Annotated in this window: 16 protein-coding genes; 2 read left to right on the top strand and 14 right to left on the bottom strand. The window is 70.3% G+C overall.

All coding sequences use genetic code 11. From position 1 onward, the window contains the following. Positions 1-161 precede the first annotated feature (161 nt). Entirely contained in the window at positions 162-1,424 is a 1,263-nt protein-coding gene (hisS, locus tag AB0M63_RS33405) for a histidine--tRNA ligase (RefSeq protein WP_366021972.1), read from the bottom strand. Between the two features lie 11 nt (positions 1,425-1,435). Further along, complete coding sequence (locus AB0M63_RS33400; RefSeq protein WP_355919017.1) at positions 1,436-2,146, bottom strand: MBL fold metallo-hydrolase; 711 nt, start codon at positions 2,144-2,146, stop codon at positions 1,436-1,438. 179 nt (positions 2,147-2,325) lie between these two features. Between AB0M63_RS33400 and AB0M63_RS33395 the strand changes: the two genes are divergently transcribed. Together AB0M63_RS33395 and AB0M63_RS33390 are read left to right on the top strand one after the other, a co-directional pair. Further along, positions 2,326-3,156 (top strand): peptidylprolyl isomerase, encoded by an 831-nt coding sequence (locus tag AB0M63_RS33395; RefSeq protein WP_355919020.1) that lies wholly within the window; start codon positions 2,326-2,328, stop codon positions 3,154-3,156. A 135-nt stretch (positions 3,157-3,291) separates the two neighbouring features. After that, on the top strand, positions 3,292-4,521 hold the full coding sequence (locus tag AB0M63_RS33390) for a DUF349 domain-containing protein (protein ID WP_366021971.1): 1,230 nt from the start codon (positions 3,292-3,294) through the stop codon (positions 4,519-4,521). Between the two features lie 67 nt (positions 4,522-4,588). On the opposite strand, the gene AB0M63_RS33385 is transcribed toward AB0M63_RS33390, so the two are convergent. The 12 genes from AB0M63_RS33385 to AB0M63_RS33330 form a co-directional block, all read right to left on the bottom strand. Then, positions 4,589-7,108 carry a RelA/SpoT family protein gene (locus AB0M63_RS33385; RefSeq protein ID WP_355919026.1) on the bottom strand — a complete coding sequence of 840 codons (2,520 nt, stop codon included), beginning with the start codon at positions 7,106-7,108 and terminating at the stop codon, positions 4,589-4,591. A gap of 1,335 nt (positions 7,109-8,443) precedes the next feature. Beyond that, entirely contained in the window at positions 8,444-8,983 is a 540-nt protein-coding gene (locus AB0M63_RS33380) for an adenine phosphoribosyltransferase (RefSeq protein ID WP_355919029.1), read from the bottom strand. Continuing rightward, positions 8,980-10,104 carry a protein translocase subunit SecF gene (secF, locus tag AB0M63_RS33375; protein WP_355919032.1) on the bottom strand — a complete coding sequence of 375 codons (1,125 nt, stop codon included), beginning with the start codon at positions 10,102-10,104 and terminating at the stop codon, positions 8,980-8,982. Before secF ends, AB0M63_RS33380 begins: the two co-directional genes overlap by 4 nt. Before the next feature lies 1 nt (position 10,105). Then, complete coding sequence (secD, locus tag AB0M63_RS33370) at positions 10,106-11,863, bottom strand: protein translocase subunit SecD (RefSeq protein WP_355919035.1); 1,758 nt, start codon at positions 11,861-11,863, stop codon at positions 10,106-10,108. Positions 11,864-12,006: 143 nt separating this feature from the next. Next, positions 12,007-12,513, bottom strand: coding sequence for a preprotein translocase subunit YajC (gene yajC / locus AB0M63_RS33365; RefSeq protein WP_355919038.1), 507 nt, complete (start codon positions 12,511-12,513; stop codon positions 12,007-12,009). 165 nt (positions 12,514-12,678) lie between these two features. Next, a complete protein-coding gene (gene ruvB / locus AB0M63_RS33360) occupies positions 12,679-13,749 on the bottom strand; it encodes a Holliday junction branch migration DNA helicase RuvB (RefSeq protein WP_366021970.1) in 1,071 nt (356 codons plus the stop codon). Positions 13,750-13,759: 10 nt separating this feature from the next. Then, on the bottom strand, positions 13,760-14,368 hold the full coding sequence (gene ruvA / locus AB0M63_RS33355; RefSeq protein ID WP_355919044.1) for a Holliday junction branch migration protein RuvA: 609 nt from the start codon (positions 14,366-14,368) through the stop codon (positions 13,760-13,762). Then, positions 14,365-14,949, bottom strand: coding sequence for a crossover junction endodeoxyribonuclease RuvC (ruvC, locus tag AB0M63_RS33350; RefSeq protein WP_366021969.1), 585 nt, complete (start codon positions 14,947-14,949; stop codon positions 14,365-14,367). The genes ruvA and ruvC overlap by 4 nt, the downstream gene beginning before the upstream one ends. 120 nt (positions 14,950-15,069) lie before the next feature. Beyond that, entirely contained in the window at positions 15,070-15,822 is a 753-nt protein-coding gene (locus AB0M63_RS33345) for a YebC/PmpR family DNA-binding transcriptional regulator (protein WP_352180401.1), read from the bottom strand. A gap of 51 nt (positions 15,823-15,873) precedes the next feature. Further along, the gene (gene pdxT, locus AB0M63_RS33340; protein WP_366021968.1) at positions 15,874-16,476 is read right to left on the bottom strand and encodes a pyridoxal 5'-phosphate synthase glutaminase subunit PdxT; all 603 of its coding nucleotides are present in this window, start codon (positions 16,474-16,476) and stop codon (positions 15,874-15,876) included. A gap of 6 nt (positions 16,477-16,482) precedes the next feature. Continuing rightward, positions 16,483-17,394 (bottom strand): pyridoxal 5'-phosphate synthase lyase subunit PdxS, encoded by a 912-nt coding sequence (gene pdxS / locus AB0M63_RS33335; protein WP_200686525.1) that lies wholly within the window; start codon positions 17,392-17,394, stop codon positions 16,483-16,485. Between the two features lie 1,103 nt (positions 17,395-18,497). Continuing rightward, complete coding sequence (locus AB0M63_RS33330) at positions 18,498-19,049, bottom strand: hypothetical protein (protein ID WP_355919055.1); 552 nt, start codon at positions 19,047-19,049, stop codon at positions 18,498-18,500. Positions 19,050-19,062: the final 13 nt, after the last annotated feature.

Here is a 19,062-nt window from a genome sequence, read left to right as displayed (position 1 = left end):
GCGCGCCGGGGGGGCGGGCCGCCCCGCCCCCCCCCCCCCCCCCCGGCCGCGGGGGGGGGGGGGGGCGCGCGGGGGGGGGGGGGGGGGGCGGGGGGCGGGGGGGCGGGGGGGGGGGGGGGGGGGGGGGGGGGCGCCCCCCCCCCCCCACCCCGGCGTCGTCCTCAGCCGAGCTTCGACTCCAGCTCCGCCACGATCTCGTTCACACCGATCGCCGACTGCTCGCCGGACTCCATGTCCTTGAGCTGTACGACGCCCTCGGCGAGGTCGCGTTCACCGGCGACGATCGTGTAGCGGGCGCCGCTGCGGTTGGCGTTCTTCATGGCGCCCTTGAGGCCCTTGGCGCCGTAGGAGAAGTCGGCCGCGATGCCCAGCCTGCGCAGCTCCGTCACCTTGGCGAAGAGGACCCGGCGGGCCTCCTCGCCCAGCGGGACCGCGAACACGCTGGTGGACGCGGGGAGTTCGAGTTCGACACGCTCCGCCTCCAGGGCCAGCACCGTGCGGTCGACGCCCAACGCCCAGCCCACGGAGGGCAGTGCGGGGCCGCCGATCATCTCGGAGAGGCCGTCGTAGCGACCGCCGCCGCCCACCGCGGACTGGGAGCCCAGACCGTCGTGGACGAACTCGAAGGTGGTGCGGGTGTAGTAGTCCAGGCCGCGCACCAGCCTCGGGTCGTCCTCGAAGGAGACGCCCGCGGCCGTGATCAGCTCGCGCACCTCCTCGTGGTACGCCTTGCACGCGTCGCACAGGTAGTCGCGCAGCAGCGGCGCGTCCGTCAACTGCTTCTGGACGTCCGGGCGTTTGTCGTCCAGGACGCGGAGCGGGTTGATGTCGGCCCGGCGCAGGGTGTCCTCGTCGAGGTCCAGGCCGCGCAGGAAGTTCTGCAGCGCCTCCCGGTACACCGGACGGCACTCCTTGTCGCCCAGGCTGTTGAGCAGGATGCGGAAGTTCCGCAGGCCCAGTGAGCGGTACGCCTGGTCGGCCAGGATGATCAACTCGGCGTCCAGCGCCGGGTCCTCGGCACCGATCGCCTCGGCGCCGACCTGGGAGAAGTGGCGGTAACGGCCCTTCTGGGGACGCTCGTAGCGGTAGTAGGAGCCCGAGTACCAGAGCTTGACCGGGAGGTTGCCCGCCTTGTGCAGGTTGGCCTCAAGTGCCGCGCGCAGTACGGAGGCCGTGCCCTCGGGGCGCAGGGCGAGCTGGTCGCCGCCCTTGGTCTCGAAGGCGTACATCTCCTTGGTCACGATGTCGGTGGACTCGCCGACACCGCGCGCGAAGAGTTCGACGTTCTCGAAGCCGGGCGTCTCGATGTAGCCGTAGCCGGAGTTGCGCAGCGGGGCCGCGATCGCCTCGCGCACGGCGAGGTACTTCGCGGAATCGGGCGGCAGAAGGTCGTACGTGCCCTTGGGGGCCTGGAAAGTACTCACGGAAAGTCTCGTCACATTCCTCGTCGGGGAGCGTTCACGTCAGCTCCCTGGCCGGCGGCGACCTCCCGCAGATACGGGTTGGTCGCGCGCTCCTGGCCGATGGTCGTCTGGGGGCCGTGGCCGGACAGCACCACGGTCGAGTCGTCGAGCGGCAGGCACACACGGGCCAGCGAGTCGAGCATCTCGGCGTGGGAGCCGCCGGGCAGGTCGGTGCGTCCGATGGAGCCGGCGAAGAGCAGATCCCCGGAGAAGAACACGGAGGGGATCTCCGGGTTCTCGGGCATCTGGAAGGTCACCGACCCCTTCGTATGGCCCGGCGCGTGCGCGACCGAGAACTCCAGTCCCGCGAGCGCCAGCCGCGCGCCGTCGGTCAGCTCCTTGACGTCGTCGGGCTCCCCCACGGTCAGCTCGCCCATCAGCGGCATCCCGATGGAACGGCCGAGCGCCTTCTCGGGGTCGCTCATCATGTACCGGTCCTCGGGGTGGATCCAGGCCGGCACGTCGTGCGCGCCGCACACCGGGACGACCGAGGCCACATGGTCGATGTGGCCATGGGTGAGGACGACCGCGACGGGCTTGAGCCGATGCTTCCTGAGCGCTTCCTCGACTCCCTGGGCGGCCTGATGGCCCGGGTCGATGATCACGCACTCCTCACCGGCGGCGGGGGCGACGAGATAACAGTTCGTCCCCCAGGCCCCGGCGGGGAACCCGGCAATGAGCACGATCGTCCTTCGTTGTGTCGATACGGGCGGGGATAAGGATCCCTGCGTCAGTGGTCAGAGCCTACCGGCGCTGCCGAATCCTCAGCGAACCCATATACGGTACGGGGCACACGCAGGCGGTCGGCTCACAAGACGCACGCGTCCCAGTCGACGTACGAGACGCATGAGGAGAGAATCCGGTGGTCACCCAGGAACAGCGGAAGCGGCAGCTCGCGCGGGAGAAGTTCTTGCGGCAGCAGCAGCGGCGTACGTCCGCTCGACGCAAGGCCCGTATGCGCAACTCGGTGATCGCGTCGGTGCTCGGCGTGGTCGTGATCGGCAGTGTGGCGCTGTACACGACCGGGGTCATGAAGGGCAACGACGACAAGTCCAACGCGAGCGCGGACGTGACGCCCAGCGCCTCGGCGACGAGCAAGGCGCCGGACCCGTGCGCGAAGCCGGCCGCGGGCAAGATCAAGACGCTGAGCTGGAAGAAGGAGCCGGCGGTCACGATCGACAAGTCGGCCAAGTACACGATGAAGCTGGCGACGACCTGCGGTGACATCGACATCGCGCTGAAGACGTCGGCCGCGCCGCACACCGTGAACTCGTTCAACTTCCTTGCGAGCAAGGGTTTCTTCGACCACACGAAGTGCCACCGGCTCACCACCACCGGCATCTACGTGCTGCAGTGCGGCGACCCGACGGGCGCGGGCAGCGGCGGTCCCGGCTACACGATTCCGGACGAGAACCTGAAGGACAAGAGCCTCAAGGGCGGGATCTACCCGGCGGGCACGGTGGCGATGGCCAACACCGGTCAGGCGCACACCGGCGGCAGCCAGTTCTTCCTCGTGTACAAGGACTCCACGCTGCCGGCCAGCTACACGCCGTTCGGCACGATCGACGCCGCGGGCATGAAGGTCCTGAACAAGATCGCCGCGGCCGGGGCCCAGGCCGCCGACGCCACGACGGGCAACACCGCACCGAACGCGACGGTCGTGATCAACAAGGCGACTGTCACCAAATCCTGACCGTCAACAGCGAAATTTCGGTCGCGCGGGATGCGGACAGGCAACCCGCCGGTCGCCTATGTTGGCCGTGACGAAACTGTGGACGATGCCCGGGGGCACAGAGGCCCTGTGCAGGCATCATGTGGAGGAGGCGCTGTGAGCAGCGACCCGTGGGGACGCGTCGACGAGACGGGGACCGTGTACGTGCGTACGGCCGACGGCGAGCAGGTCGTCGGTTCCTGGCAGGCCGGCTCCCCCGACGAGGCGTTGGCCTACTTCGAGCGCAAGTACGAGGGCCTGGTTGTCGAGATCGGCCTCCTCGAAAAGCGAGTGAAGACCACCGACCTGTCGGCGAAGGACGCACAGGCCGCCGTCGACCATCTGCGCGAGCAGGTCGACGCCCACCACGCGGTCGGCGATCTGGCCTCGCTGCGGGTTCGGCTGGACAAGCTCGTGGAGACCGTCGAGGCGCGCCGCGAGGAGCGCAAGCAGCAGCGCGCCAAGCAGTCCGACGAGGCCCGGCACGCCAAGGAGGCGCTGGTCGTCGAGGCCGAGGAGCTGGCGCAGTCCGACCAGTGGCGGGCGGCCGGTGAGCGGCTGCGTGCCCTGGTGGACACCTGGAAGGGTCTGCCGCGCCTGGACCGCAAGTCGGACGACGAGCTGTGGCACCGCTTCTCGCACGCCCGGTCGGCCTTCTCCAAGCGCCGCAAGGCGCACTTCGCGTCGCTGGACGCGCAGCGCGAGGAGGCCCGCAAGACCAAGGAGCGGCTGGTCGCCGAGGCCGAGGCGCTGTCGGGCTCCTCGGACTGGGGTCCGACGGCCGCGCGGTACCGCGAGCTGATGGCCGACTGGAAGGCGGCGGGCCGCGCCCAGCGCGAGCACGAGGACGACTTGTGGAACCGCTTCCGCGGCGCTCAGGACGTCTTCTTCGCCGCCCGCAGCTCGGTCTTCGCGGAGCGGGACGCCGAGCAGACGGAGAACCTGAAGCTCAAGGAGGAGCTGGCCGAGGAGGCCGAGAAGCTCCTGCCGGTGACGGACCTGAAGGTGGCCCGTGCGGCCTTCCGTTCGATCAACGAGCGCTGGGAGGCCATCGGCCATGTGCCGCGTGACGCCCGCCCGAAGGTCGAGGGCCGGATGCACACGGTCGAGCGGGCACTCCAGGAGTCCGAGGAGACCGAGTGGCGCCGGACGAACCCGGAGGCACGCGCGCGTGCCGAGGGTCTGACCGGTCAGCTCCAGGCCGCCGTGGACAAGCTCAAGGGCCAGATCGAGCAGGCGCGGACCCAGGGCAACAACTCCCGGGCCGACAAGCTGGAGCGCGAACTGGAGGGCCGCCAGGCTCTGTTGGACCAGGCGCTGAAGGGTCTGCAGGAGTTCGGCGGCTGATCCGCACGCCACGCATGACGGAGGGGCTCCCGTACTTCGAAGTACGGGAGCCCCTCTGTCGTATCCGCTACGACTTGTTGCGCGCCGACGTCACCCGGTACACGTCGTAGACGCCCTCCACTCCCCTGACCGCCTTCAGGACGTGACCCAGGTGCTTGGGGTCGCCCATCTCGAAGGTGAAGCGGGAGGTGGCGACGCGGTCGCGGGAGGTCTGGACGGCCGCGGAGAGGATGTTGACGTGCTGGTCGGACAGGACGCGGGTGACGTCCGAGAGGAGCCGGGAGCGGTCCAGGGCCTCGACCTGGATGGCGACCAGGAAGACCGAGGACTGGGTGGGCGCCCACTCGACCTCGAGGATGCGCTCGGGTTCGCGGGACAGTGACTCCACGTTGACGCAGTCGCTGCGGTGAACCGATACGCCGCTACCGCGCGTGACGAAACCGATGATGGGGTCGCCGGGAACGGGCGTACAACAGCGGGCCAGTTTGACCCACACGTCGTCGACGCCCTTGACGACGACACCCGGGTCGGCGTTCGACCGGCGCTTGCGGCCGCGGCCGTGCGCAGGCGGCACGCTCTCGTCGATCTCCTCGGTGGCCGCCTCCTCGCCGCCGAGCGCCTGCACCAGCTTCTGTACGACGTTCTGCGCGGCGACATGGCCCTCGCCGATCGCCGCGTACAGCGAGGAGATGTCGGGGTAGCGCATCTCGTGCGCGAGCGTGACAAGGGAGTCGCCGGTGAGGATGCGCTGGATCGGCAGGTTCTGTTTGCGCATCGCGCGGGCGATGGCGTCCTTGCCCTGTTCGATCGCCTCGTCGCGGCGCTCCTTGGAGAACCAGGCTCTGATCTTGTTGCGGGCGCGCGGCGACTTCACGAAGCCGAGCCAGTCGCGGGAGGGGCCCGCGCCGGCTGCCTTCGAGGTGAAGACCTCGACCAAGTCGCCGTTGTCCAGGGTGGATTCGAGCGGTACGAGGCGGCCGTTGACCCGTGCTCCTATGGTCCGGTGGCCGACCTCGGTGTGCACCGCGTACGAGAAGTCCACCGGGGTGGCACCGGCGGGCAGCGCTATGACGTCACCCTTCGGTGTGAAGACGAAGACCTCGTTGCGGGACAGGTCGAAGCGCAGGGAGTCCAAGAACTCGCCCGGGTCCTCGGTCTCCTTCTGCCAGTCGAGCAACTGGCGCAGCCACGCCATGTCGTTGAGGTGGTCGTCCTTGCCGGTGGTCCGGGGCGTCTCCGAGCGCACCTTGGAGGTGCCGGCGACGGCCTCCTGCTTGTACTTCCAGTGCGCGGCGATGCCGTACTCGGCGCGGCGGTGCATGTCGAAGGTGCGGATCTGGAGTTCAACAGGCTTGCCGTTGGGGCCGATTACTGTCGTGTGCAGCGACTGGTACATGTTGAACTTGGGCATCGCGATGTAGTCCTTGAACCGGCCGGGGACCGGGTTCCATCGCGCGTGCACGGTGCCGAGGGCCGCGTAGCAGTCGCGGACCGTGTCGACGAGCACACGAATACCCACCAGGTCGTAGATCTCCGCGAAGTCGCGACCGCGGACGATCATCTTCTGGTAGACGCTGTAGTAGTGCTTCGGGCGGCCGGTGACGGTGGCCTTGATGCGGGCCGCGCGCAGGTCGGTCTGGACCTCGTCGGTCACTATGGCCAGGTACTCGTCACGCTTCGGTGCCCGCTCGGCCACCAGCCGGACGATCTCGTCGTACATCTTGGGGTAGAGGATCGCGAAGGCGAGGTCCTCCAGTTCCCACTTGATGGTGTTCATGCCCAGCCGGTGGGCGAGCGGCGCGTAGATTTCGAGCGTCTCCCGCGCCTTCTTCTCCTGCTTCTCGCGCTTGAGATAGCGCATGGTGCGCATGTTGTGCAGGCGGTCGGCGAGCTTGATGACCAGGACGCGCGGGTCCTTCGCCATCGCTACGACCATCTTGCGCACGGTCTCGGCCTGCGCGGCCTCGCCGAACTTGACCTTGTCCAGCTTGGTGACGCCGTCGACGAGGAGGGCGACCGAGTCGCCGAAGTCGCGGCGGAGCTGGTCGAGGCCGTACTCGGTGTCCTCGACGGTGTCGTGCAGCAGGCCGGCCATGAGGGTCGCCGGGTCCATACCCAGTTCGGCGAGGATCGTGGTGACCGCGAGGGGGTGGGTGATGTACGGGTCGCCGCTCTTCCGCTTCTGGCCGCGGTGCCAGCGTTCGGCGACCTGGTAGGCGTTCTCGACCTGGCGGAGGGTGGCCGTCTCGATCTTCGGGTCGTTGCTGCGCACTATCCGCAGCAGGGGCTCCAGGACCGGGTTGTACGGGTTGGAGCGCTGCACACCGAGGCGGGCGAGGCGGGCGCGGACGCGGTTGGAGGAGCCGCCGGAGCGCGGGGCGGGCTGACCGGTGGTGGGCCGGGGCGCGGGGCGCTCGGGCTGGTCCGGCTTGGGGCGCGAGGGCTCGGCCGCCTTGTCGGCGGGCGCCGTCTGGGCGTGCTCCGCCGTCCCGCGCGGTTCGCTGGACGCGCCGGGCGGGGGCTGCACCGCGGGGCCCGGGGTGGGCTCGGGCTTGGCGGCGGTCAGGGGCTGGGCCTCGTCTGCCAAGAGGACTCCTCGTGCGCGATCCGGGTCCCCCGGTCAGGCTCCGGAGTGCCCATGGTAGCCATCCCGGGCTCCGGGATCGCCTTCAGGCCGATGTGAGGGCCTTCCACAGGTGGAACACGGGAGGCTGCCGCGGGATTCCACGAGGGAGGCTTCGGGGCGATCGGAGGGTGTCCTGCAGGTGACGGGGCGGGGAGCCACAGTCAGTACCACGTGCCGGGCGGACTCCCGCGCCGGTGTACGGGTGGCGGCGCGGGACAGGGGATACCGGCACACCGGGTCGCCGGCGCCTCAACATGCGCGATGCCGGCGGCCCGCCCGCCGGTGTCCCGCGGGTAACCGGGCGGGAGGATCGACGACTGCGCCCCGCGCCGGGCGGACTCCCACGCCGCTGCACGGAACGCGGATACCGGCACACCGGAACGGCCGACGCGACAAGGTCCGCGGGACACCAACGGCCCGCCCGCCGGTGTCCCGTGGCTGACCGGGCGGAGGATCGACGACTGCGCCCCGCGCCGGGCAGACTCCCACGCCGCTGCACGGAACGCGGATACCGGCACACCGGAACGGCCGACGCGACAAGGTCCGCGACGCACCCGGCGGGCCCGCCCGCCGGTGTCCCGCGGGTCACGAGGCAGAGACCCATAGGACACCGCCACGCCCCAGGCGGACTCCCGCGCCGATGCACGGGTGCTGGCACGGGTCGCTAATACCGGCACACCAGGACAGACGACACCCCAAGGTCCGCGAGCACCGGCAACCCGCCCGAGGGGTGTCCTGCGGGTCACGAGGCAGAGACCCGCCGACAGTCCCACGCGCCGGACGGACTCCCGCACCGGTGCACGGGTACCCGCACGGCCCGCAGACACCGGCACACCGGGCCGCCCGGCGCCTCAAGGTGTGCGATGCGTCGGCGGCCCACCAGCGGCGTCCTCCGGGTGGCGAGGCGGGGGGCCTACGACAGCGCCACGCGCCAGGCAGACTCTCGTACCGGTACACGGCCAGCGCGGGCCGCGCATACGCGATGCGCCGGCGGCCCGCCCGAGGGTGTCCCGCGGGTGCCCTGCGGGTCACGAGGTAGAGACCGCCGACAGTCCCGCGCGCCGGACGGACTCCCGCACCGGTGCACGGGTGCCCGCACGAGCCGCGGACACCGGCACAGCCGATACCACAACGTCCGCGACGCATCGGCGGCCCGCCCGCTCCGGCCGGTCCCTTGAGATGCGATCGCGTTCCGTACAGCCGTCCCGTGCGAGTGTTCCCACGGGGCGCCGACACGCGAACGGCCGTCCCGGTGAGGCCGGGACGGCCGTTCGTCGTGAGCGCCTGCTGTCCTGCTCAGAGCTTGAGCAGCGCCTCCAAGGGGGCGCCTTCGAGGGTCGGTTCGAGGCGGGCCCGGCCGCCCAGGAAACCCAGTTCCATGAGGACGGCGACGCCCGCGATCTCGGCGCCCGCCCTGCGGATCAACTGGAGGGAGGCCTCGGCGGTGCCGCCGGTGGCCAGGACGTCGTCGACTACCAGGACGCGGTCTCCGGCGCTCAGGTCCTCGGCGTGCACCTCGATCTCGGCGGAGCCGTACTCCAGGTCGTAGGCCTGGCTGAGGGTCGCTCCGGGGAGCTTGCCCGCCTTGCGTACGGGGATGAAACCGACGCCCGCGCGGACGGCGACCGGGGCGCCGAGGATGAAGCCGCGGGCCTCCAGGCCGACGACCTTGGTGGCACCGGTGTTCCCGACGATCTCGGCCAGGGCGTCCGTGAGAGCCGTGAACGCCGCCGGGTCCGCCAGGAGCGGGGTGATGTCCTTGAACATCACACCCGGCTCCGGGTAGTCGGCCACATCGCGGATACGGCTGAGCAGCAGCTCCTGGATGTCGGTCATCGGCGCTTCCCCGACGGGCGGCCACGACCGCGGTTGCGGGACGCCGGCTGGGTGCGCGGGCCGACGACCGCCGCCGCGTCCTCCGGCTCGTCGTCGTAGTCGTCGTCCGACCGGTCGGTGGCCTCGGGCTCGGCCGGCGTGCCCTGCGCGGCGGCCTGGGCCCGCTTGGCGAGGACGCGCTTCTTGAGCGCCTTCATCTGCGGCTCGGCCTCCTTGAGGTCGGCGACGAGCGGCGTGGCGATGAAGATCGAGGAGTACGCACCGGCCGCGAGGCCGACGAACAGCGACAGCGAGATGTCGTTGAGCACACCCGCGCCGAGGAAACCGCCACCGATGAACAGCAGGCCCGCGACCGGCAGCAGCGCGACGACCGTGGTGTTGATGGAGCGGACCAGGGTGCCGTTGATCGAGCGGTTGGCGATGTCGCTGTAGGTCCAGCGGGTCTGCTTGGTGATGTCCTTGGTCTGCTCCTTGAGGCTGTCGAAGACGACGACCGTGTCGTAGAGCGAGTAACCGAGGATCGTGAGCAGACCGATCACCGTGCCGGGCGTGACCTCGAAGCCGACGAGGGCGTAGATGCCGATGGTGATGGTGATGTCGTGGATCAGGGCGACGAGCGCGGCGAGGGCCATGCGCCACTCGAACGCGATCGCCAGGTAGATCACGACCAGCACCATGAAGATCGCCAGGCCTTCCCAGGCCTTGTTGGCGACCTGGTCACCCCAACTGGGGCCGACCAGGTCCGCGGCGATGTTCTCGGAGCTGACGTTGAGGTCCTTCGCCAGCTTGGTCTTGATGGCGTCGGACTTGTCGGTGTCGATGCCGGCGATCTGGATGCGCAGGCTGCCGTCGCCGAGCTTCTGGACGACCGCGTCGTGGCCGGAGGCGTCCTCGGCGTACTTCTCGGCCTGCGTCACCGAGGCGCTCATGTGCTTCGGGGTGGTGAAGGCGGCGCCGCCCTGGAACTCGATGCCCATGTTCAGGCCCCGCACCGTCAGGCCGAGGATGGCCGTGATGGTGATCAGGATCGAGATGCCGTACCAGATCTTGCGATTGCCGACGAAGTCGTACCCGACCTCGCCACGGTGCAGTCGGGCGCCGAGGTTGCCGAGCTTCGACATCTCACGCCTCCTTCGGGTCGGCGGGGGCGGAGGGACGGCGGGTACGGCGCAGTGGCGGCTTGGCGCCGAGCGCCTTCGGGTCGATGCCGGACCACTTGTGGCCGTCCGCGAAGAACTTCCTGCGGGCGAGGATCGTCATCAGCGGCTTGGTGAAGAGGAAGACGACGACCACGTCGAGCACGGTGGTCAGACCGAGGGTGAACGCGAAGCCCTGGACCTTGCCGACGGTGACGATGAACAGCACCGCGGCGGCGAGGAACGACACGAAGTCGGAGACCAGGATGGTGCGCCGGGCGCGGGGCCAGGCCCGCTCGACGGCGGGGCGCAGCGAGCGGCCCTCGCGGATCTCGTCTCGGATGCGTTCGAAGAACACGATGAACGAGTCCGCGGTGATACCGATCGCGACGATCGCACCGCAGACGGCCGGCAGGTTCAGCGCGAAGCCGATGCCCGGGCCGAGCAGCGCCATGATCACGTAGGTGAGGATCGCGGAGACCAGCAGGGAGGGGATCGCGATGACCGACAGGCCGCGGTAGAAGATCAGCAGGTAGATGACGACCAGCGCGAGGCCGATCGCGCCCGCGATCAGACCGGCGTGGAGCTGCTCACCGCCGAGGGCCGCGGTCACCGTGGTGACGCTGTCCTCCTTGAAGGTCAGCGGCAGGGCGCCGTAGGACAGCATGTTGGCGAGGCTCTGGGCCTCTTCCTGGGTGAAGCTGCCGGAGATCTCCGCGTTGCCGCCCGTGATCGACGACTGGACGAACGGGCTGGAGACGACCTGGCCGTCGAGGACGATGCCGAACTCGTTCTGCGGGGTGGTGTTCTTCGCCAGCTCGCCGGTGATCGTGGCGAACTTCTTGGAGCCGCTGGACGTGAAGTCCATCGTGACCTGCCAGCCGGCCGCGGTCGTCGTGTTGTAGACGGCCTGCGCCTTGCTGACCTCGGTGCCGTCGACGGCGGCGGGGCCGAGCAGGTACTTGTACCAGACGCCGGAGACCTTGCCGCAGGCCACGGTCGCGTCCTTCGCCGTGGCGTCCTTGCCGGCCGTGTTCTGCGTCGCCTTCTTGGAGCAGTCGAGCGCCGTGTACTGGGCCTCCAGCTTGGCGGCGGCCGCGCTGGCGGCGCTGCTGCTGGTGGCCGACGGGGTGGCGCTGGCCGAGGCGGTGGCGCTGGGGCTCGCGGACGAGGTGGAGCCGGCCTTCAGGGCGTCGCTGGCGGCACGGCCCTGGGAGGTCGCGGTGGCCGACGGGGTCGCCGAGGAGCCGGTCGCCTTGGGGGTGGCCGAACTCGACGAGCTGCTGGAGGCGCTGCTGGACGCGCTCGGGGACGGGCTCGCCGTCGCGGCACCGGCGGAGGCCTCGGTGGCCAGGACCGGGCGGAAGTACAGCTTGGCCGTGGTACCGACCTGCTGGCGGGCCTCCTCCGAGTTCGTGCCCTTGGGGATGTTGACGATGATGTTCCTGGTGCCCTGCGTCTGGACCTCGGCCTCCGATACACCAAGACCATTGACACGGCGGTTCATGATGTCGACCGCGGTGTCCATGTTGGTCTTGTTGATCGCGGATTCCTGGCCCTTCTCCGGGACGGCCCGGAGGGTGATGCTCGTACCGCCGGCCAGGTCGATGCCGAGACGCGGAGTGGTGTGCCCGGATGCGAACATGCCACCGGTGAGCGCCACGATGGCGATCAGGATGAGGGCCAGCGAGCGCCCTGGCTTGCTCTGGGCGCTCGCGCTACGGCCCCTCTTAGGTGCTGCCACCTTCTCGTACTCCCTCTCGGGCCGCTCCGCGCCGGGTCAGCGCGGCCGCGGCCATGACATGGTGTCGGGATCCCGTGCGAGCGACGCACGTCCCCGGGGTGCGCGGGGCGCGAGCGGGTCGCGCCGCGCTCCCGGGACGTGAACTACTTCGCGTCGGAGTCGCCGTCGGTCTTCTTCGGCTCTTCGTCCGACTTGGCCTCTGCGGCTTCGGCCGGCTCCTCGGTGGCGTCGGCCGGCTCGTCGGCCGCGTCCTTCTTGCCGAGGTCGATGGGCTTGTCGTCGGAAGAGTCGGCGGCGGGCTCGTCGGTCTCGGTGAGGGAGGAAGCGTCGTCCGGGACGATGTCGGCGTCGTCCTTCAGGTCGTGCTCGATGCCGTGGACGATGCGGTTGTACTCGTCGTCGGTGAGGACGGCGCCGATCGCGTTCTTCGCGAAGAGAAGCTCGACGCCCGGGCCGGCGTCGAGAAGGACCGTCTCTTCGTTGACCTCCTTGACCGTCGCGTACACGCCCCCGATCGTGCGGACGCCGGTGCCGGGCTGCATGTCATTACGCATCGACGCGGCCGCCTGCTGCTTGCGCTTGGCAGAGCGGGTCATCAGGAACATGGCCCCGATGAGCACGATGAACGGGAGGAGGGTCACGATATTCACGGGACGGAATTTCCTTCGCACGACCGCGGCGGTGAGCGGCCTGGTGGATGGGGGTGGTCGGCGCCGCCCACAAGGGCGGCATCGGCGGAGTCTAAGCGAGTCCACGCTGATGGAACAACGCTCAGCATGGCACCGGGGTTCCTGACCCGGCCAGCGCCCCCGCCGTCACGCCCCGAACAGGTCCCCTTGTCCGTTTCCCCCGGTTGACGAGCGGGGCGGGGTGAGGCCGAGATGCGCCCACGCTGCGGGGGTGGCGACGCGTCCGCGCGGGGTGCGGGCCAGCAGTCCCTCCCGTACGAGGAAGGGTTCGGCGACCTCCTCGACGGTCTCGCGCTCCTCCCCCACGGCGACCGCGAGGGTGGACAGGCCGACCGGGCCGCCGCCGAACAGCTTGAGCAGCGCTTCGAGGACACCGCGGTCGAGCCGGTCGAGGCCGCGGCCGTCGACCTCGTACACCTTGAGGGCCGCCCCGGCGATGTCCCGGGTGATGAATCCGTCGGCCTTGACCTGCGCGTAGTCCCGGACGCGGCGCAGCAGCCGGTTGGCGATACGGGGCGTGCCGCGGGAGCGGCCGGCGATCTCGGCGGCCCCGGCGGGGTCGATCTCCACGTCGAGGAGGTTCGCCGAGCGGTGGATGACGCGCTCCAGCTCGGTGGGTTCGTAGAACTCCATGTGCGCGGTGAAGCCGAAGCGGTCGCGCAGCGGGGGCGGCAGCAGTCCCGCGCGCGTGGTGGCGCCGACCAGGGTGAACGGCGGCAGTTCGAGCGGGATCGCGGTGGCGCCGGGGCCCTTGCCGACGATGACGTCGACGCGGAAGTCCTCCATCGCCATGTAGAGCATCTCTTCGGCGGGCCTCGACATGCGGTGGATCTCGTCGAGGAAGAGGACCTCGCCCTCCTGGAGGGAGGAGAGGATCGCGGCGAGGTCGCCGGCGTGCTGGATGGCGGGGCCGCTGGTGATGCGGATCGGGGCGCCCATCTCGGCCGCGATGATCATGGAGAGGGTGGTCTTGCCGAGGCCGGGGGCGCCGGAGAGCAGCACGTGGTCGGCGGTGGCGCCACGCGCGCGTGCGGCGCGCAGGACCAGGTCGAGCTGTTCGCGGACCTTCTCCTGGCCGATGAACTCGCCGAGGTCCTTGGGGCGCAGGGCGGCCTCGACGGCCTGGTCCTCGCGGTCGGCGACCGAGCCCACCAGCCGCTCGGCGGCGGTCTCGTCGGTGGTGTCGTCCCAGTTCACTGACGTTCTCCTAGCGGGCGCGGTTCAGGGTCTGCAGGGCGGCCTTCAGCAACTGCCCCACCTGCGGCGCCCCTTCGGCGGCCTCGGCCTGCGGCGTTACGGCGGCCACGGCCTCGTCGGCCTCGCGGGTCGCGTACCCGAGGCCGATCAGCGCGGCGTGCAGTTGATCGCGCCAGCCGCTGGTGACCGGGGCGCCGATCGCCGGGGCGGACCCGACCGGCGCGCCGAGCCGGTCCTTGAACTCCAGCAGCAGCTTCTGCGCGCCCTTCTTGCCGATGCCCGGGACGGCCATCAGCGCCTTCTCGTCACCGGCGGCGACCGCCCGGCGCAGCGCGTCCGGGGTGTGCACGGCCAGCATCGCCTGTGCGAGCCGGGGGCCGACGCCGGTCGCGGTCTGGAGCAGCTCGAAGATCTGGCGTTCGTCGTCGTCCACGAAGCCGTACAGGGTGAGCGAGTCCTCGCGGACGACGAGGGAGGTGGCGAGCTTGGCCGGCTTGCCGAGGCGGAGCGTGGACAGCGTGTTCGGTGTGCACTGGACGGCCATGCCGACACCGCCGACCTCGACCACGGCGGTGTCGGGGGCGAGCGCGGCGACCGTGCCACTGACGAAGGCGATCATGCGGTACGGCCTTTCGGTGCTTGCGGTGGTTGCGGGGTCTTGGCCGCGTGCAGGGCGACGGCCTGCTGAAGTCGGTTCTGGGCAACGGCCTGTTGGAGACGGTTCTGCGCGGGGGCGCGCCAGATGTGGCAGATCGCCAGCGCGAGGGCGTCGGCCGCGTCGGCGGGCTTGGGGGGCGCGTCGAGCCGGAGCAGCCGGGTCACCATGGCGCCGACCTGCGCCTTGTCGGCGCGTCCGCTGCCGGTGACGGCGGCCTTGACCTCGCTGGGGGTGTGCAGGGCGACCGGGATACCCCGCCGGGCGGCACACAACATCGCTACGGCGCTGGCCTGTGCGGTGCCCATCACCGTCCGTACGTTGTGCTGGCTGAACACCCGCTCCACGGCGACGAATTCGGGCCGGTGTTCGTCCAGCCACGCCTCGATGCCCTGCTCGATGGCGACCAGGCGCAGGCCCAACTCGGCGTCCGCCGGGGTCCGTACGACACCGACGCCGACCATGGTGAGCGGCCGGCCCGCGACGCCTTCGACGACACCGACACCGCACCGGGTCAGTCCGGGGTCCACCCCGAGTACCCGCACGCGCCTCCCCCTTCGGTGATCTTTGACTTCACGCCAGGCTATCCGCTGCCACCGACAACAGCGGCGGGCCGGTGGAACGTGTCCCACCGGCCCGCCGAAACCGCTCAGCCCGCGAGGGCGTTACGCGTCGACCTTCTCCATGACCTCGTCGCTGACGTCGAAGTTGGCGAAGACGTTCTGCACGTCGTCGCTGTCCTCAAGGGCGTCGATCAGCTTGAAGATCTTGCGGGCGCCGTCCTCGTCCAGCTCGACCTGCATGGTCGGGACGAAGTTGGCGTCGGCGGAGTCGTAGTCGATCCCGGCGTCCTGGAGGGCGGTGCGGACCGCGACCAGGTCGGTTGCCTCGGAGATGACCTCGAAGGACTCACCGAGGTCGTTGACCTCCTCGGCGCCCGCGTCGAGCACGGCACCCAGGACGTCGTCCTCGGACAGCTCGCCCTTGGGGACGACGACGACGCCCTTGCGGTTGAAGAGGTACGAGACGGACCCGGGGTCGGCCATGTTCCCGCCGTTGCGGGTCATGGCGACGCGGACGTCCGAGGCGGCGCGGTTGCGGTTGTCGGTGAGGCACTCGATGAGCACCGCGACACCGTTGGGGCCGTAACCCTCGTACATGATCGTCTCGTAGTCGGCGCCACCGGCTTCGAGACCGGCGCCGCGCTTGACGGCGGAGTCGATGTTCTTGTTCGGGACCGAGCTCTTCTTGGCCTTCTGGATGGCGTCGAACAGCGTCGGGTTGCCGGACACATCGGCACCACCGGTACGGGCCGCGACCTCGATGTTCTTGATCATCTTCGCGAAGAGCTTGCCGCGCTTGGCGTCGATCACGGCCTTCTTGTGCTTCGTCGTAGCCCATTTAGAGTGGCCGGACATCTGCCTGTCTCCTTCGCGTAACCCAACTCTTTACGAACCCCAGAGATCCTACTAGGACCCCGGAGCCAGGTTCGCGCGCACCATGTCGACGAACAGGGAGTGCACGCGGTGGTCGCCGGTCAGTTCCGGGTGGAACGACGTGGCGACCGCGTTGCCCTGGCGGACCGCGACGATGTGGCCCTCGTGTTCGGCGAGGACCTCGGTCTCGGCACCGACGGACTCGACCCAGGGGGCGCGGATGAAGACGCCCTCCACAGGATCGCCCTCGATGCCCCGGACGTCGACAGCCGCTTCGAAGGATTCGTTCTGCCGTCCGAAGGCGTTGCGGCGCACGATCATGTCGATGCCGCCGATCGTCTCCTGGCCCGAGCGCGGGTCGAGGATCTTGTCGGCGAGCATGATCAGGCCGGCGCAGGTGCCGTAGACGGGCATACCGGCACGCACGCGTGCGCGCAGGGGGTCCATCACTCCGAAGAGGACGGCCAGCTTGGAGATGGTAGTGGACTCGCCGCCGGGGATGACGAGGGCGTCGACCTCGGCGAGTTCCTCGGGGCGCCTGACCTGCCTGGCCACGGCGTCGGCCGCGGCCAGGGCGATCAGGTGCTCCCGTACGTCGCCCTGGAGGGCCAGGACGCCTACGACAGGGTTGGTCATCGGTGACTACCAGCCGCGGTTGGCGTAGCGCTCGGTCTCGGGGAGGGTGTCGCAGTTGATGCCGACCATGGCCTCGCCGAGGTTGCGGGACGCGTCCGCGATGATCTTCGGGTCGTCGTAGAAGGTGGTGGCCTTCACGATGGCGGCGGCGCGCTTGGCCGGGTCGCCGGACTTGAAGATGCCGGAGCCGACGAAGACGCCCTCGGCGCCGAGCTGGCGCATCAGCGCAGCGTCGGCGGGGGTGGCGACACCGCCCGCGGAGAACAGCACGACGGGGAGCTTGCCCAGCTCGGCGACCTCGCGGACGATCTCGTACGGGGCGCGCAGCTCCTTGGCGGCGGCGTACAGCTCGTTGTTGTCGAAGCCGCGCAGCTTGGCGATCTCGTTCTTGATCTGGCGCAGGTGACGGACCGCCTCGACGACGTTGCCGGTGCCGGCCTCGCCCTTGGAGCGGATCATCGCGGCGCCCTCGGCGATACGGCGCAGGGCCTCGCCCAGGTTGGTGGCACCGCAGACGAAGGGGGTCGTGAAGGCCCACTTGTCGGAGTGGTTGACCTCGTCGGCCGGGGTGAGGACCTCGGACTCGTCGATGTAGTCGACGCCGAGGGACTGCAGGACCTGGGCCTCGACGAAGTGACCGATGCGGGACTTGGCCATGACCGGGATGGAGACCGCCTCGATGATCTCCTCGATCATCGTCGGGTCGGACATCCGGGCCACGCCGCCGTCCTTGCGGATGTCGGCGGGGACCCGCTCCAGGGCCATGACGGCCACGGCACCGGCGTCCTCGGCGATCTTCGCCTGCTCGGCGTTGACCACGTCCATGATCACACCGCCCTTGAGCTGCTCGGCCATGCCGCGCTTCACGCGCGCGGTGCCGGTCTCGGGGGTCTGGGCGGAGCTGGGGGTGCTGGACACGGGGTGACCTCACTCGGTGAAAGAGGGTTTCTGCAGTACCGAGGAAACGCGAGAGGCGCAGGCCACAGCAAGGGCCAATGAACAGCCGGTGGATCGTTTTCGAACCGCTGTGCCATCTGGGGCTCGACGGCGGGTCATGCCAGGGCCGGGATCTTGGGCGCTGACCTGCGGTGCCGTCGCCGGCTCCTGACAGCAGGGCTTCGCAGCCGCACGCGCTGCTTTCATCGGCGCCGGTGAGTGCACGGAGGCCATCCAGCAGACCATGAGGCGAACGCGGGCCCGGACGCGCTCACTTGCGGTGCTGCCGGCAGCCGCCACCTATCCAGGGCAACGCCCGAAGTCGGCCCTCCTCCACCTCGCAGCCGCCCGCCGGAGCCGGTCGATCCCATCGGCTTCCCGACTCCGCTCCGCCGGACAGGCCCTACGCAGCCCGGTCGGCCAGGGCGGACGGTGGCTCCCGCATCGCACCGCCCGCCGCGGCAACGGCTGAGGCCACAGCCTCCACCACATCCCAGCCGCACACACCACTCACCGGACACCGATGCCGATCAATGCCCCTCGATCTGCCGCGCCCCGCCCCACCGGACAGGCCCTACGCCGCCCCGTCGACCAAGGCCGACAACGGCTCCCGCATCGCACCACCCGACGCGGCAGCGGCTGAAGCCACGGCCTCCGCCACCTCCCCGCCGCGCGCACGGTTCACCGGTCACCGGCGCTGATCGCTGCCCGTCGGTCTCCCGAGCCCCGCTCCGGCGGACAGACCTACGCCGCCCGGTCAGCCAAGGCCGCCGACGGCTCCCACATCGCACCAACCGCCGGGACAGCGGCTGACGCCACAGCCTCCACCACCTGGCAGCCACGCGCATGACTCACCGGTCACCGGCATCGACCGAGGCCCCTCGGACTGCCGCACCCGCTCCACCGAACAAGCCCTACACCGCCCAGTCGACCAAAGCCGCCGACGACTCCCGCATCACACCAACCGCCGCAGCAACGGCTGACACCACAGCCTCCACCACCTCACAGCCACACACACCACTCACCAGACACCGGCACCGACCGAGCCCCCCTCGGACTGCCGCACCCGCTCCACCGGACAGGCCCTACGCGGGCCGGTCGGCCAACGCCGACGGTGGCTCGTCGTCCATTTCGAAGGCCATCGGGAAGGGGGCGTGTCCGGCCAGGCGGAACCAGCGGACCTTGCGGTGTTCGCGCAGGCGTCGGGCCGCGCCCACCGCGTCGTTGTGGAAGCGCCGGGCCATCGGGACGCGGCGTACGGCCTCCGCGAGTTCGTTGGCGGCAGCCTCGCCGCCGGGGGCCTCGCGGACGCCCTCGACCTGCTGGGCCTCGGCGAAGACGGCACGCAGGGCCTGGCTCAACTCGCTCTCGGCGACCTCTCGTTGCTCCTCCTCGGCCTGCCGGGCGGCGTGCGCGGCCTCGTACAGGACGATCGAGGCGGCCGGGTCGAGGACTCCGGAGGTGGCCAGCTCCTGTGTCACCGAGGCGCGGCGCAGCAGTTGGGCGTCGAGGGCCGCGCGGGCCGCGTCGATCCGGGCGTGCAGCCGGTCGAGCCGGCCCGCGGTCCAGCTCAGGTACAGGCCGATCGCCACGACGGCGACGAGGATCCAGATCAGGGTTGCGGTCACGGGCGGCAAGGCTACCCGCCCG

It is taken from the genome of Streptomyces sp. NPDC051576 (assembly GCF_040681835.1).
GTDB lineage: Bacteria > Actinomycetota > Actinomycetes > Streptomycetales > Streptomycetaceae > Streptomyces.
This window is presented reverse-complemented; position numbering and strand designations above follow the sequence as displayed.

Excerpts from the sequence above, each read along its gene's own strand:
- pdxT (WP_366021968.1), bottom strand. The coding sequence starts at position 16,476 with ATGACCAACCCTGTCGTAGGCGTCCTGGCCCTCCAGGGCGACGTACGG.
- ruvA (WP_355919044.1), bottom strand. The coding sequence starts at position 14,368 with ATGATCGCCTTCGTCAGTGGCACGGTCGCCGCGCTCGCCCCCGACACC.
- secF (WP_355919032.1), bottom strand. The coding sequence starts at position 10,104 with ATGTCGAAGCTCGGCAACCTCGGCGCCCGACTGCACCGTGGCGAGGTC.
- AB0M63_RS33345 (WP_352180401.1), bottom strand. The coding sequence starts at position 15,822 with ATGTCCGGCCACTCTAAATGGGCTACGACGAAGCACAAGAAGGCCGTG.
- AB0M63_RS33380 (WP_355919029.1), bottom strand. The coding sequence starts at position 8,983 with ATGACCGACATCCAGGAGCTGCTGCTCAGCCGTATCCGCGATGTGGCC.